Consider the following 14377-nt stretch of genomic DNA (forward strand, 5'->3'; position numbering starts at 1 on the left):
CCGCGGCGACGCCGCAACCCGCCGCCTCTCCGACCGCCGAACCTGCGCCACCGCAAGGCGGCGCCGGTCCAGCTCCCGAGCAAAAGCAGGAGGCGGCACCTGCGCCGCGGCCTGGGGGCGGCACTGTCTTGCCGGAGACGCGGGTGGTTGCGCCGGTGCAGCGGCAGAAGCCACGCACCCCGCCGCCGCAGGTCGTGTCAAGGCAGCCACCAGCTCCGACCCAGGCGCAGGTGGTCGCCACCCAAAACGAAAAGCTGGACGCTGCGCGGAACACGATATTGGCGCCGCTTGGGGCCGGAACCTATCAGATCAGTCATCAGGACATTGAATCCCTGCCGCAGGGCGTCAATACCGGACTCGACAAAGTGTTGTTGCAGGCTCCGGGTGTCACGCAGGACTCAGCCGCCAGCGGCGACCTGCACGTGCGCAACGAGCACGCCAACGTTCAATTTCGTATCAACGGCATTCAGCTCCCCGATGGCGTCGGAGCCTTTGGCCAGATCCTCGACACCGGCTTCATCGGCAGCCTCAGCCTGATCACGGGCGCGCTGCCCGCGCAATACGGCCTGCGCACCGCGGGGCTTGTCGACATCCAGACCAAGACCGATGCGTTCAACAACTCTGGCAGCGTCAGCCTCTATGGCGGCAGCCATCAAACGATCTCGCCCTATTTCGAATATGGCGGCACCGCCGGCCAGACCCAGTATTACCTGACCGGCCGTTACCTGCAGAACAATCTCGGCATTGAGAATCCGACCCCAGCTTCCAACGCCATCCACGATCACACGACTCAGGAAAAAGGCTTTGCCTATGTTTCGACCGTGATCGATCCGACCAGCCGCCTGACCTATATCGGCGGCACCTACAATGCGGCGTTTCAGATTCCCAATAATCCCGGCCAGCCGGCCAATTTCACGGCGTTCGGGCTGAATTCGTTCAATTCAGCGCTGCTCAACGAGCGGCAGTTTGAATTCACCAACTTCAATGTCGTCGCCTACCAGAAGTCGATGGGTGATATCGACTATCAGCTTTCCTATTTCAACCGTTACAACCAGTTGCATTTCCGGCCCGATCCGGTGGGCGACATCCTCATCAATGGCATCGCCTCCGACGTTTACCGTCAGAGTGTCACCAACGGCATTCAGGAGGATACTGCCTACCGCATCGGCTATGCCCACACGCTGCGCTTTGGATTTTCGGCGAGTAGCGAGCGTTCACTGGTCAACAATGTATCCACGGTTTTGCCGGTCGATCCCGTCACCGGCAATCAGACCGATCCAATCACCGGCGCTCCCTTCGGTCCGCCCTTCACCGTCTTCGATTCCAGCTCGAAGCTCGGTTGGCTGATCGGCACCTACGTTCAGGACGAATGGAAAATCAACAACCAGCTGACGCTGAACACCGGCCTGCGGTTCGACCAGATGTTTCAATATGTGGACGCCAATCAGCTCAGCCCGCGCGTCAGCCTGACCTGGAAACCGACCGACGGCACCACGTTCCACGTCGGCTACGCGCGATACTTTACACCACCCGTGCAGGTGATCGCGGCCCCTGTCAATCTGGCACTGGTCACGCCGCCAACCGCGCCCGCCAACACGCAGACGCCCGCCGTGCCGGTCAACGATCCGGTGCTGCCCGAGCGATCGAATGTCTTCGACATCGGCGTTGTGCAGAAGATTTATGCGATACCCGGCCTCGAAGTCGGAGTCGACGCGTACTACAAACTTGCGCGCGACCTGCTCGACGACGGCCAGTTCGGGGCAGCCTATGTGTTGACCGGATTCAACTATGCAAATGGAATCAACGAGGGCCTTGAACTCAAGGCCAACTACGTCAACGGCAATTTCCGCGCTTACGGCAATCTGGCGTGGGCGACGCAGATCGGCAAGGACATCGTATCCAACCAGTTTCTCTTTTCTCCCGACGAACTGGCCTTCATCGCAACGCACTACATCTTCACCGATCATGCCCAGCAGCTGACGGCATCCGCCGGCGCCTCCTACCTCTGGGAAGGGACGAAGTTCAGTGCCTCGATGATTTACGGCAGCGGACTGCGGTCCGGCTTTGCCAATACCGATCACGTGCCGTCCTACACGCAGTTCAATGTCGGTGTTTCGCACGACTTCAACATCGTCGCTCCAAACAAGCCCACGACCTTCCGCTTCGACATCGTGAACCTCTTCGACACGATCTACGAAATCAGGGACGGCTCGGGCATCGGCGTGTTCGCACCCCAGTTCGGGCCCCGGCGCGGATTCTTTTTCGGCATTACACAAAAGATATGAGCGGCAGGGAAACAAGATGACGCAAAACGTGACCAGGATTGACGATCGAAGCCGAGAGCTGCGGCGTGCGAGAGCTTCGGCGGCTGCGAAGATCGTGAGCCTTGCTTCGATGGCCGCGATGATTTCGCAAGCCGCACTGGCGCAAGCGCCGACTGCGCTATTGCCGCGCAACCTCTCGCCATGGGGCATGTTCCTCAACGCCGACATCGTGGTGAAGGCGGTGATGGTCGGGCTCGCCTTTGCTTCGCTCGTGACCTGGACGGTCTGGCTTGCCAAGACCATCGAGCTGCGATCCGCAAGACGCCTGGCACTGCGGCGGATCAGGATGCTGGAGGCAGGCGACAGTCTGGCTGAGGCGCTAAGGGCCTGTGGCGAGGCGCGCGACGCGGTTGCGCAGCTGATCACCTCCACGGCGCGCGAGGCGGAGCTGTCCGGCGGCATCATCGACGACGGTTTCAAGGAAAGGGTTGCCTTGCGGCTGGAGCGCGTGGAGACGGCAATGACGCGACAGGTAACCCGCGGCGCGGGCATTCTTGCGACCATCGGCGCCACCGCGCCGTTCGTCGGCCTGTTCGGTACGGTGTGGGGCATCATGAATGCGTTCATCGGCATTTCCGAATCCCAGACCACCAATCTGGCGGTGGTGGCGCCCGGCATCGCCGAAGCCTTGCTTGCCACCGCGCTCGGGCTCGTGGCGGCCATTCCGGCGGTCATGATCTACAACCACCTTGCCCGTGTCATCGCCGGCTATCGCACCTTGCTTGGCGATGCTTCGGCGCAGCTTCTGTTGATGGTCAGCCGCGGGCAGCGCCGCCGCGCCGCGCCGTTGCGGCACGCTGCGGAGTAGCCGACATGGCCCTGCGTCTCAATTCAAAATCGGGCGACGACGATCTCGAAGTCCAGCACGAGATCAACGTCACACCGTTCATCGACGTCATCCTGGTCCTCTTGATCATCTTTATGGTGGCGGCTCCGCTTGCGACCGTCGATATCGGCGTCAACCTGCCGGCTTCGACCGCGCCGGAGCAGCCGCGGCCCGACAAACCGGTTTTCCTCACCATCCAGCCTGACCTTGCGATCGCGGTCGGCGACACGACTGTGGCGCGCGAGACCCTGCCGGGAGCGCTCGATGCGGCCACCAATACTCGCAAGGATCAGACGATTTTCGTCCGCGCCGACAGGTCGGTGAGCTATGGCGAGCTGATGGGGGTGATGAACGTCCTGCGCGACGCCGGATATCTCAAGCTCGCCCTTGTCGGGCTCGAAACACCGGCCGAAAAGAAATGACTGCGCTGGCGCTTCATCTTCCTCAACAACGAGGACTGTCGCGCTGGGCCGTTGCAGCGTCGACCATCGTGCTCGCCCACGCGTTGCTCGTGGCTAGCATTGTCCTGTGGTATGCGCGCCGGCCGGTCGAGCCGCCTGTCGTCCTGCCTGCCATCGCGGTATCGCTGTTGCCGGTCGAGGCGAGTTCGCCCGAGATACAGAATCAGGACATTGCGGTCGGACCTGCCATGCAGGAGGCCGAAGAGGCGCCGAAGCCGAAGGACGAGGAGAAGCCGACCGAGAAGCTCGAGCCACAACCGCTGCCACCGCAGCAAGACGAGATCGCGCTGCCGCAAGTCCAGGAGAAGGAAATCGAAACCGAGAGGCCGGTTGTCCAGCCACCCGCTCCCGAAACGCGCGCGCCACCGAAGACGGAACACGTCGGCCAGTTCACGGAGGCCAGCGCAAGGGCCTACAACGCGCTTGTATTCGGCCACATCCAGCGCTTCAAACGCTATCCGGCATCAGCACGCGGGGCTGCCGGGACCGTGGTGGTGCGTTTTGAACTGAACCGCGCGGGCGGTGTCATCGGCAGCGCGGTGACGAAGTCGTCGGGCAACGCGGCCCTCGACCGGGAGGCGCTTGATCTTCTCAGCCGTGCCAGCCCGTTCCCGCCGTTTCCCGCTACCAAGCCGGGCGAGAAAGACAGCTACATCGCGCCAGTGAACTTCTCGCGGTAGCGAACAAGCTGCGGATTTCACAACGGGCTGCCGCGCAACCCGGCCAATCTTGCTCGTGAGGCAAGGACGGCGACTTCACATTACTGAGGTTATTCTGGCATAACCTCCAAAGTTCAGGGTTCATTCGAGAAACCCTGGCTTAAGGGGAGGAGAATATGATGAGAATAATTTGGTGTGTCGCCGCCTTGCTGGGCCTTGTCGCGGCGGCGCCGTCCGCTAGCGCCTGGGATCGCGGCGATGCCGACGTGCTGACGGTGCTGCCGAACACTTCGTCGGGGCAACCCTCGAGCGTCGAGGGCCTGACGGTTGGTCCCGATGGCAACATCTACGTGCCAACATTCGGTTTCAATGCTACCGGCGCGTTGACGGACAGCGCGACGCTTTACGTCCTCAAGCCGAATGGGAAGGTTCTACGACAGGTGACCATTGCAAATTCGAGTCCCCACGTGCTCGGATTGCGCTTCAATCCCGTCAACGGATTCCTGCTGGTGCTTGATTTCGGCGCCGGCAAGGTCCTGCATGTCGACCCGGTGAGCGGCACGTCGTCGGTCTTCGCCACTCCGCCGTTGGCAGGCTCCGGCCTCAATGCGCTGACCTTCGATAAACTCGGCAACGCCTACATTTCCGATTCGTTTAACGGCGTGATCTGGAAGGTCGGCCCCAACGGCGGGACACCGACCATCTGGTCGAACAGCCCGTTGCTCGGCCCAGGCGTTGGGCTCACGCCGCCGTTTGGCGCCAATGGCGTCGAGTTCAACAATGCCGGCAACGTGCTCTTTGTGGCCAACACGGCGTTTCATCAGATCATCCAGATTCCCGTGAATCCGGACGGCAGCGCGGGTGCCGCGTCGGTCTTCATCACCGGCATCAATGCGCCGGACGGAATAGCAATCGATCACGACGACAACATCTGGATCTGCGCCAACCAGGAAGATGATATCGTTGTCATCGACAAGACGGGCAAGGTGATCGCCAAGCTTGGCGACTTCAACGGCTTCAACAAGGACGGCGTGGCAAGCGGGCTGTTGTTCCCGGCGAGCCTTGCTTTCTCGCTTGATGGCAAGAAGCTCTACGTCTCGAACTTGACCTTGTTCCTGCCGTTCGCGGGTGCGTTGCCGGCGGTCGATTCGGCGTGGACGCTGCAGGCCAAGCACTACACCGTGTCCCAGATCCCGGCGGTGATTCCGCCACTGGAGCCCAGCCGGGATTAGACCGGGGTCCGCAGCGTTGTTCCGCACTTGCTAGAGGGGAAGAAGGCGCTAACTAACTGCCGCCTCTAAAACACAGCGCGGCTTGAAAGAGGTCTCCGGCCAAAGTCTCCCGAAAACGGGAATATGGCGGCTATCGGCCGGAGACCAGTTATCGAGCGTTGCCAACGGTTTTGTCGTCCAGATACCGACCGCAACTTTATCGCCATTGTATTGGCACACAGCTTTTCAAACCGGCGCGCGTGCGATCAATTTTTGGATTGCGGTTTGTTCGCAGTCACGACGAGTAGGCGTCCTGTCGGAAAAAGCGTCAGACCATAGCGTTCGGCAATGAGGCCCCACAGCCCCTTCGGCGCGAAGAGCATGATGAGAATTCCGAGAGTGCCGAGGAGGATGAGATACCAGGCCCCGAAGTCGGCGAGATAACGCTGCATCAGATAGAAAATGACGGCGCCAATGACCGGGCCCTCCATCGTTCCGATGCCGCCGATGACGACAATGAAAATAACATAGGCGGTCCAGTCGAGTACCGAAAAGGCGGCGTCGGGCGAAATGCGCGCCTTCTGCAGATAAATGAGCGCGCCCACCATGCCGGTCACGGCGGCCGTGGCGATATAAACGGCGAGCTTGGTGCGATAGATATCGACGCCGAGACCCGCGGCTGCGGCTTCGTGGTCGCGGATCGCACCAAGTGCAAGGCCTCGGCGCGACCGAAGAACGAGATAGACGAAGACAAGCGTACCTATCATCAGCGCAAGCGCCACCCAATAGGAGACGATATCTCGAGCTACCGGCGTGCGCACGTCGAGCAACGTCCTGACCCACTCAATGCCCGGCACGGCCGACGTGACCGACGGTGAGAGTGATGTCCCGGTGCCGCCGCCCAGCGACTTGAACTGGGCGAAAACCAGCCGATAGACCTCGGCTACGACCCAGGTGCCGATCGCAAAATATGCGCCGCGCAGGCGGAATACGATGAGTGCCGTTGGCAGCGCAAATATCGCGGATAAAAAGCCCGCAATCGGGATGGCGAGCAATGGGTTGATGCCCCCGAGAAGCGTGAGCGCGAACAGAAGATAGCCGCCAAAACCGACAAAGGCCTGCTGGCCCACGGAGATGAGGCCGGCATAGCCCGCCAGCAGGTTCCAGCATTGCGCAAGCGCAAGCATGTAGAACAGGAAGATCAAATCCTGAATGATATTGCGGCCCGCGAATGTCGGCAGCAGCACCAGCGCGAGCAGAATGCCGAAGGCGGCAGTCCAGACGGCGCGCGAGGCGCGTCCCGCGGTCTTGATGCGGAATGCTTGCGCGGGCTGCACCGCTCCATCGTCCATCATCCACCTGCTCAATCGAGCGCACGAGGAAACAGGCCGCGCGGCCTGAGAACCAGCACCACGAGAAAGGCAAGATGGCCAGACAGGATCTGCCATTCCGGATCGAACTGGGCTCCCATGGTCTGCGCGAGGCCAAGAATGATGCCCCCGGCCAAAGTCCCCCAAAAACTGCCGAGACCGCCGATGATCACAGCCTCAAAGGCGTAGAGCAACCGGGCGGGACCAATGCTGGGATCGAAATTTGCCCGTAATCCGAGATAAAGCGCTGCGATCGCAATCACGATAAAGGCGAGGCCCATGGCCATGGCAAAGATGCGGCTGACATCGATGCCCATGAGCTGGGCTATTTCGAGATCATCCGAGGTCGCGCGGAAGGCGCGGCCGAGCGGCGTGTGATAGAAAACGAGATTGAGGAACACGATCGCGGCGACTGCGGACAACAGCGTCAGCACAGGGACGACGCCGACCGCGACGCCGCCACCGAGCGCCAATGACGCCGTCTCTATCGCGCCGGAGCGCAAACGCTGGCTGTCGGCCGAGAAAATCTCAAGGAGCCCGTTCTGAATGATGATCGAGAGACCGAAGGTGACCAGGAGGGGCGGCAGCAGGTCACGGCCAAGCGTGCGGTTCAACAGCACGTGCTGAAGCGCGAAGCCGGCAACGAACAGCATCGGAAGCGCAACCAGCACGGCGACGAAGGGGTCCAGACCGAGCTTGGCAGCAACGAAAAGGATGGCGAAGGCAGCGAGCACGATGAGGTCGCCATGAGCCAAATTGACCAGCCGCATCACTCCGAAGATGAGCGAAAGTCCCGCCGCGAACAATGCGTAGAGTCCCCCCAACAGGATGCCCTGGATAAATGCGTTGAGCCAATCCGTCATTTCATGGAACCAAAATAAGCGCGGTGAATCTGATCGCGCGTCAGATCGTGCGGACGGCCCGAGAGCGAGAGACGGCCCTCCTGGAAGCAGTAGACGCGGTCGGCGACTTTCATCGCTTGAACGATATCCTGCTCGACCAGCACGACACTGGTACCCTCGCGCTTAATTTGTGGGAGCGCGGTGTAGATGTCTGCAATAATGATCGGCGCGAGCCCGAGGCTGATCTCGTCGCACAGAAGGACGCGGGGATTGGACATCAGCGCACGCCCGATTGCGACCATCTGCTGCTGCCCGCCCGACAGAACTGGCGTGCTGGAGGATCGCCGGTCCTTCAGGACCGGGAACAGGGAGTAGACACGGTCGAGCGACCATGGACCCGGCGTCTTGCGGCCATATCCGCCGATCATCAGGTTCTCTTCCACGTTGAGCGATGGAAATAGCCGTCGCCCTTCGGGCACGAGGGCAACGCCGAGCTTGACGATGTCGGCTGCATTTTGCGAGCCAATCGGCTCGCCATTGAAGAGGACACTGTCGGCCGGCCGCCTTATGAGGCCTGCGATCGCCTTCAGGAACGTGGACTTCCCCGCCCCGTTCGCGCCGATGATGGCTATGGTCTCGCCCTCATCCAAAGTGGTGTCTATGCCGAAGAGCGCCTGGAAGTCGCCGTAGAAGGCCGTGAGCTTGTGGGTCTCCAGAAGCGGCATGACTCACGCCTCGATGCCGATGTAGATCTGATGCACCTCGGGCAGTCGCATCACCTCGCTCGGCGATCCCTCCGCGACCTTCCGCCCGAAATTGAGCACGACCAGGCGATCGATTACAGCCAGCAAGGCATGCACGACGTGCTCGATCCACAGGATCGCCACACCGCTCCGGCGGACCTCGCGAATGGCAGCGACGAGTTCAACGCACTCGCCCTCGGTCAAGCCGCCGGCGATCTCGTCGAGCAGCAGAAGCCGCGGCGCCGTTGCGAGCGCCCGGGCCAATTCGAGCCGCTTGCGTTCGAGCAGCGTCAGAGAGCCCGCAGGCGCGTTTGCGCGCTTCAACAGGCCGAGCCGTTCGAGAATTTCGCCGCAGGACTGCGTGACCTCCCGCTCGGTCTTGCGACGGCCGCACACCGCACCGACCAGAAGGTTCTCGAACACCGTGAGCTTTTCGAATGGCTGCGGGATCTGGTGCGTGCGCGCGATCCCTGCCAGACATCGAGCCTGTGGTGGCGAGCGCGCGAGGTCGCGCCCATCGAATCGGATGTTCCCGCCATTCGGCGACAGGCCGCCGGCGATCAGATTGAAAAGCGTGGTCTTGCCCGCGCCGTTCGGCCCGATGATCCCGACGGCCTCGCCCGGGGCGATCGCAAGATCGAGGTTTTCGGCGACGACGATTGAACCGAAGCTTTTCCTGAGGCCGGCGATTTCGAGCAGCATGGTCCGTCAATGCGCAGCGTGATCAGGTGATAGCCTCCATCTTGCCGCCTACCGGGATCGCGGGCGCGGTCCGGTTGTCGGTGATGACAATGTCGTACTTGCCGTCCTTGAACCGCCACTGGCCGCCGACGAGCGGCGTTTTGGCGACATTCTTGGCCGCGAACGGTGGCAGGTTCGCCCCATTCCATTGCACCTTGCCGACAACCGTGTCGAGATTGGTCGCAGCGATGGTCTTAACAAGCGCCTTGGAGTCGCGATCCGGAGAACGCTTGAGCACGTCGACGGCGACTTCGAGCAGCGCATGGACGAAGCCGATCGGCTGCGTCCATTGCTTCTTGGTCGCGCTCTGATAGGCGGCAGCAAGATCCTTGGCGCTTGCGCCTGTGAGCGACGACTTGAAAGGATGGTTCGGCGACCACCAGACCTCCGAGGACAGGTTGTTGCCGTCCTTGCCAAGCGCTTCGACCGCGACCGGGAACAGGATCGCTTTGCCGATCGACGCGACCTTCGGTTTGAAACCCTGCTGCAAAGCCTGTTTCCAGAATGTCGTGAAATCCGGCGGCAGCACCACGCCGGTAATGATCTCGCAATTGGCCGACTTGAACGCGCCAATCTGGGCAGAGAAGTTGTCCGTGAGATTCTGGTAGCGGCCGGGATCGGTGAGCTTGTAGCCGCCCTTTTCTAGAACCGGCGGGAAACCGACCACCTTGTCGCCCCAGGCGTTGCCGTCGCCATCGTTGGGAAATAGTCCGCCGACGGCTTTGTTGGTCGGGACCTGGCTCCACATGTTGGTGAAAACGGCGATGACGTCCTCGAGCCCCCAGAAGAAATGATAGGTGTAGTTGAAATCCTTCCATGCGGGCGGCCCGCCGGCCGGATTGGCCTGGCGGCCGATGAACCAGGGTTGCCAGGGCGCCATCGTGGAGATGCACGCTACCTCCTCAATTTCGCATTGTGTCGAAACCGGGTTTGTCGTCTCCGGCGTCGATGCGACCAGCATCAGATCGATCTTGTCCTGGACGATGAGATCTTTTGCCACCTCGGCGGCACGGTTCGGATTGGACTGGCTGTCCTTCACGACGACCTCGACGGGTACGGTCGCGTTGCCGATCTTGAGTCCGGCTTTGGTCGCTTCCCTGAAATTGGCGAGAATGAAATTGTCGGCCTCGGCAAACGCGGCAAGCGGCCCGGTTTGCGGGCTGACATAGCCGAGCTTGATGGCACGCGTCTGCGCAATCGCGGGTGCATGAACTCCCATCGAAAGCAACGCACCCGTCGCGGCGGAATATTTCAGCAACGAGCGGCGGTCGATCGAATGGCGATTGCTGTGGCAGGTCATCTGCGCGTCCTCCCCTCAAGGGTGCGCCGGTTCCGCGTCGCGGATCGTTTGACAGTCGCGCCGGCGTTCGATATTCGAACGAACGTTCGTTAGTCGACCAGTCTCCGTCAGAGGTCAGATGGAGTCAACAGCCCGCGACGGGATGGGACCACCGATGCAACGTAAAGGCGATCCCGACAAGGAATTTATGACGACGCTTGCCAAGGGCCTCGCGGTGCTAGGTGCCTTCGGCCGGCAGCGTCCGACCATGACGTTATCCGAAGCGGCCCAGGTTGCCGAACTGTCGAGGGCGACCGCTCGGCGCGTGCTGCGAACCCTGTCCATGCTGGGCTATGTCAAGCAGGATGGCCGGACGTTTTCACCGTCATCAAGGATTCTGGACTTCGGTTTCGCCTATCTGTCGACGCAGAGCTGGATCGATCGCGCATTGCCGCTGATGCGAGAGCTTAGCGAGCGTCTCGGCGAATCGTGCTCAGCCGCGATCCTGCAAGGCAACGACATCGTCTATGTCGCGCGCGTGCCGGCGCGGCGGATCATGTCGGCAGCGCTGTCGGTCGGCAGCAGGCTTCCGGCCCTGCACACGGCGTTGGGACGAATCCTGTTCGGCTATCTCGATGAAGCCGAAATCTGGCGGCGGCTGAAGTCACAACGTATCGAGGCCTACACCCCGCAAACCATCACCGATCTGCAGGCGCTGTTCGATCGCATTTGCGCCGACCACGAGCAGAGATTCTCCATCGTCGATGAAGAACTCGAGCGCGGCCTTCGCGCGTTGGCCGTGCCGGTCTTCGACCGTACCGGACAAGCCATCGGCGCGATCAATCTGTCGACCCACTCGACCCGCACGACCCGCAATGAAATGCGGAAGCTCTTTCTGCCGGAATTGAACCGAATCTCCGAACAGGTCTCCTGGACCACGGTCTGACGCACTCGTCCTCTCTTGCCATCAGGAGGGACCAGCCGTATCGTCGCCTCAAGTTCGAAATACGGACACTCGTTCGATAATCGAACAAGTTAGGGAGGTTCAGATGGCAGGAAAAGCGCAGAGCGAGCCGGCGTTGGCAATTCCGCCGGAGCATACGGGCAACGTCAAAGTCACGCGCCCGCAGACCGGCCAGGAATATCTGGATTCACTGCGCGACGATCGCACGGTCTACATCTATGGCGAGCGGGTCAAAGACGTCACCGAACATCCGGCCTTCCGCAACACGGCGCGCATGGTTGCCCGTCTCTACGACGCGCTGCACGACAACAAACGCGCGGACAAGATCCTTGTGCCGACCGATACCGGCAATGGCGGTAAGACCCACGCCTTCTTCAAGGCGCCGAAATCCATGGACGACCTGCTTGCCGGCCGCAGCGCCATCGCCGAGTGGGCGAAGATCACCTATGGCTGGATGGGTCGCGCCCCCGACTACAAGGCCGCGTTCCTCGCTACTCTTGGTGCGAACGCCGATTTCTACGAGCCGTACCAGGACAACGCCAGGCGCTGGTACAAATTCAGCCAGGAGCGCTTGCCCTTCGTCAACCACGCGATCATCCACCCGCCGGTCGATCGCGACCGCCCGCCGAATGAAGTCGCTGACGTCTGCTGCCATGTCGAGAAGGAAACGGACGCTGGCATCATCGTGTCCGGCGCCAAGGTGGTCGCCACCGGCTCGGTACTGACCAACTACACGTTCGTGGCGCACCACGGCCAGCTGCCGCTGCAGGACAAGAAATTCGCTGTTGTCTTCATGATTCCGACCAACGCGAAGGGCGTGAAGTTTCTTTGCCGCACTTCCTATGAGATGACATCGACCGTTATGGGCAGTCCGTTCGATTACCCGCTGTCAAGCCGCATCGACGAGAACGACGCTGTGTTCATCCTCGACAAGGTGCTGGTTCCCTGGGAAAACGTCTTCGTCTACGCCGATATCGAAAAAGCCAACAACTTCTTCCCGCGCACCGGGTTTTTGTCGCGTTTTGTCGTGCACGGCTGCACGCGGCTCGCCGTGAAACTCGACTTCATCACTGGTCTGTTGCTCAAAGCCGTCGAGGCCATGGGCAGCAAGGATTTTCGCGGTGTGCAGGTGAACATTGGCGAGATCATCGCATGGCGCAATCTGTTTTGGGGGCTGAGCGACGCCATGGTGCGCGATCCCAAGCCTTGGATCGGCGACTACGTTCAACCCAACGCTGATCCCGGTAACGCCTATCAAGTGCTCTCGACCATTGCCTACACCAAGATCAAATATCTGATCGAGCAGATCGTTGCCTCCGGCCTGATCTATCTCAACAGTCATACCCGTGACTTCAAGAACCCCGAGATCAGGCCCTACATCGATCAGTACATGCGCGGCTCCAACGGCTACAAGGCCGAAGAGCGCGTCAAGCTGATGAAACTGTTGTGGGACAGCCTCGGCACCGAGTTTGGCGGTCGCCACGAGCTTTACGAGATCAACTATGGCGGCGCCACCGAGCAGATCCGGCTGTTCAACTATTGGGGGGCGCTGGCGTCCGGCAACGCCGAAAAGTTCAAAGGCTTCGTCGAAGACTGCATGGCGGAATACGATCTCGACGGTTGGAAAGTGCCTGATCTCACTGATCCAGGAGACCTCAGTTATCACGTCATGCGAAGATGAGCGACGTCGGGAAACGGCTCGATGGGCGATCCGTGGAAATCTCGGAGCAAGAACAGGGAGTTCGCGGCCCATTCAACCGTGTCTGCGTTTAGGAGGCTAGCCGGCAATCGCCCGCGCCACTCTTGCCAGGGCCTGGTCAACGTCCCGGGCGTTTGTGCAAATGCCAAAACCGAAACGAAGCCGATCACCGCGGTGATCGCAATGCAAGTGGACGCTGGCAAGCTTTTCTTCGATCTCGGCGGCGCGCGGCGTCCGGAAGGTAAGAAAATTGCCATGCTCGGCTTTGGTGCCAAACGGGGTGACCAGGTCCGAAATGCGCAGGCCCTCGATCTGCATGACGTCGAGGCCGTCGAGAAAGCGCTTCATCAACGCCCGCGCGTGCAGATGGATTTGTTCGACCGTGATGTGTTCAAGCGCCAGCCAGTCGAGAACGGCCGCGAGTCGGTAGAGTCCTGAGGGATCGAAGGTCGCGCCGAGGAAGCGCCCGCCGTGTTCGGGATAGCCGACCGATTTGCCATTTGGGCCTGCAAGCGCGCCAAAATCGGCGAACCAGCCGGTATCGCGCGGTCTTGGTCCATAAGCGGGCGGGCAATGCATGAAACAGCACCCCTCGCCTGCCATCGCATATTTGTAGCCGCCAGCAAGATAGAAGATGCGGCCGGCGATAGCTGAAAGATCGGTTGGTCGCGCCATGAAGCCGTGATAGCCGTCGATCACAATGAACGTATCCTGCGATGGCACCGCCTCGACCAATGTCCTGAGATTTCCCGATGTCGCGGACGAGGTGAAGAAAACCTGGCTGACAAAGACAAGGTCATGTTCACCTTTGGCGCATGCCGCATGAAACCGCTCGGTGAACGTATCGAATGGTTCGGCGGATATCCGTGCAACGGCGACTAGCCCATCTTCTTCGAGACGTTCTAGCTGACGTCTTGCGGTGTGGAATTCGGCATCGCTGGTCAGGATACGGGTTGGCCGATTGGCCGTAAAACACGACAAGAGCCGACGCAGGAATTCGTGCGTGTTGGGCCCGACGGCAATCGTCGACGGATCAGGCAGGTGCAGCTGCCGTGCAATGCCCGCCTGGACGCGCGGGATAAGTACTCCGAATACAAGATTCCATTTGTCGCCCGCGAGCCGTGCCGCGTCGAGCCAGCACTCCGCTTGCGCCGCGAAAGTCACATCGGGCCAGTCATGGTGGCTGTGAGCCGCAAGGTTGATCCGCTCGGGCGCCGCGGCGCGGAACTTTGCAAAATGGGCCGTGAGATCGAGCATG

The 14377-nt window shown here is 61.0% G+C and carries 13 protein-coding genes; 7 read left to right on the forward strand and 6 right to left on the reverse strand.

Features of this window, described 5'->3' with window-relative positions:
- The 5 genes from VNX23_RS04640 to VNX23_RS04660 all read left to right on the forward strand — a co-directional run.
- A partial coding sequence (locus tag VNX23_RS04640; protein ID WP_325628008.1) for a TonB-dependent receptor occupies positions 1-2285 on the forward strand: 2285 nt, incomplete at its 5' end.
- A gap of 109 nt (positions 2286-2394) precedes the next feature.
- Complete coding sequence (gene exbB / locus VNX23_RS04645; protein WP_325628034.1) at positions 2395-3132, forward strand: tonB-system energizer ExbB; 738 nt, start codon at positions 2395-2397, stop codon at positions 3130-3132.
- A gap of 5 nt (positions 3133-3137) precedes the next feature.
- Complete coding sequence (exbD, locus tag VNX23_RS04650) at positions 3138-3572, forward strand: TonB system transport protein ExbD (RefSeq protein WP_325628009.1); 435 nt, start codon at positions 3138-3140, stop codon at positions 3570-3572.
- A complete protein-coding gene (locus VNX23_RS04655) occupies positions 3569-4291 on the forward strand; it encodes an energy transducer TonB (protein WP_325628010.1) in 723 nt (240 codons plus the stop codon). The genes exbD and VNX23_RS04655 overlap by 4 nt, the downstream gene beginning before the upstream one ends.
- 155 nt (positions 4292-4446) lie before the next feature.
- Entirely contained in the window at positions 4447-5502 is a 1056-nt protein-coding gene (locus tag VNX23_RS04660; RefSeq protein WP_325628011.1) for an SMP-30/gluconolactonase/LRE family protein, read from the forward strand.
- Positions 5503-5747: 245 nt separating this feature from the next.
- Here the strand turns inward: VNX23_RS04660 and VNX23_RS04665 are convergent, their stop codons facing one another.
- Genes VNX23_RS04665 through VNX23_RS04685 form a run of 5 tightly spaced genes read right to left on the reverse strand, consistent with a single transcriptional unit; the run spans position 5748 to position 10477 of the window.
- Positions 5748-6836 carry a branched-chain amino acid ABC transporter permease gene (locus VNX23_RS04665; protein WP_325628012.1) on the reverse strand — a complete coding sequence of 363 codons (1089 nt, stop codon included), beginning with the start codon at positions 6834-6836 and terminating at the stop codon, positions 5748-5750.
- 8 nt (positions 6837-6844) lie between these two features.
- Positions 6845-7714, reverse strand: a complete 870-nt coding sequence (locus VNX23_RS04670) for a branched-chain amino acid ABC transporter permease (protein WP_325628013.1) — start codon at positions 7712-7714, stop codon at positions 6845-6847.
- Complete coding sequence (locus VNX23_RS04675; protein ID WP_325628014.1) at positions 7711-8418, reverse strand: ABC transporter ATP-binding protein; 708 nt, start codon at positions 8416-8418, stop codon at positions 7711-7713. Before VNX23_RS04675 ends, VNX23_RS04670 begins: the two co-directional genes overlap by 4 nt.
- A 3-nt stretch (positions 8419-8421) precedes the next feature.
- Positions 8422-9138 (reverse strand): ABC transporter ATP-binding protein, encoded by a 717-nt coding sequence (locus VNX23_RS04680; RefSeq protein WP_325628015.1) that lies wholly within the window; start codon positions 9136-9138, stop codon positions 8422-8424.
- A 22-nt stretch (positions 9139-9160) separates the two neighbouring features.
- Positions 9161-10477: an ABC transporter substrate-binding protein gene (locus tag VNX23_RS04685; RefSeq protein ID WP_325628016.1), complete on the reverse strand. Its 1317-nt coding sequence runs from the start codon at positions 10475-10477 to the stop codon at positions 9161-9163.
- Positions 10478-10631: 154 nt separating this feature from the next.
- Between VNX23_RS04685 and VNX23_RS04690 the strand changes: the two genes are divergently transcribed.
- Both VNX23_RS04690 and VNX23_RS04695 read left to right on the forward strand, forming a co-directional pair.
- Complete coding sequence (locus VNX23_RS04690; protein WP_325628017.1) at positions 10632-11402, forward strand: IclR family transcriptional regulator domain-containing protein; 771 nt, start codon at positions 10632-10634, stop codon at positions 11400-11402.
- 103 nt (positions 11403-11505) lie between these two features.
- Positions 11506-13101 carry a 4-hydroxyphenylacetate 3-hydroxylase N-terminal domain-containing protein gene (locus VNX23_RS04695; RefSeq protein WP_325628018.1) on the forward strand — a complete coding sequence of 532 codons (1596 nt, stop codon included), beginning with the start codon at positions 11506-11508 and terminating at the stop codon, positions 13099-13101.
- A 96-nt stretch (positions 13102-13197) separates the two neighbouring features.
- Here the strand turns inward: VNX23_RS04695 and VNX23_RS04700 are convergent, their stop codons facing one another.
- Positions 13198-14376: an aminotransferase class V-fold PLP-dependent enzyme gene (locus VNX23_RS04700; RefSeq protein ID WP_325628019.1), complete on the reverse strand. Its 1179-nt coding sequence runs from the start codon at positions 14374-14376 to the stop codon at positions 13198-13200.
- Position 14377: the final 1 nt, after the last annotated feature.

The sequence above is a fragment of the Bradyrhizobium sp. genome (assembly GCF_035570375.1).
In the GTDB taxonomy this organism is placed as follows: domain Bacteria; phylum Pseudomonadota; class Alphaproteobacteria; order Rhizobiales; family Xanthobacteraceae; genus Bradyrhizobium.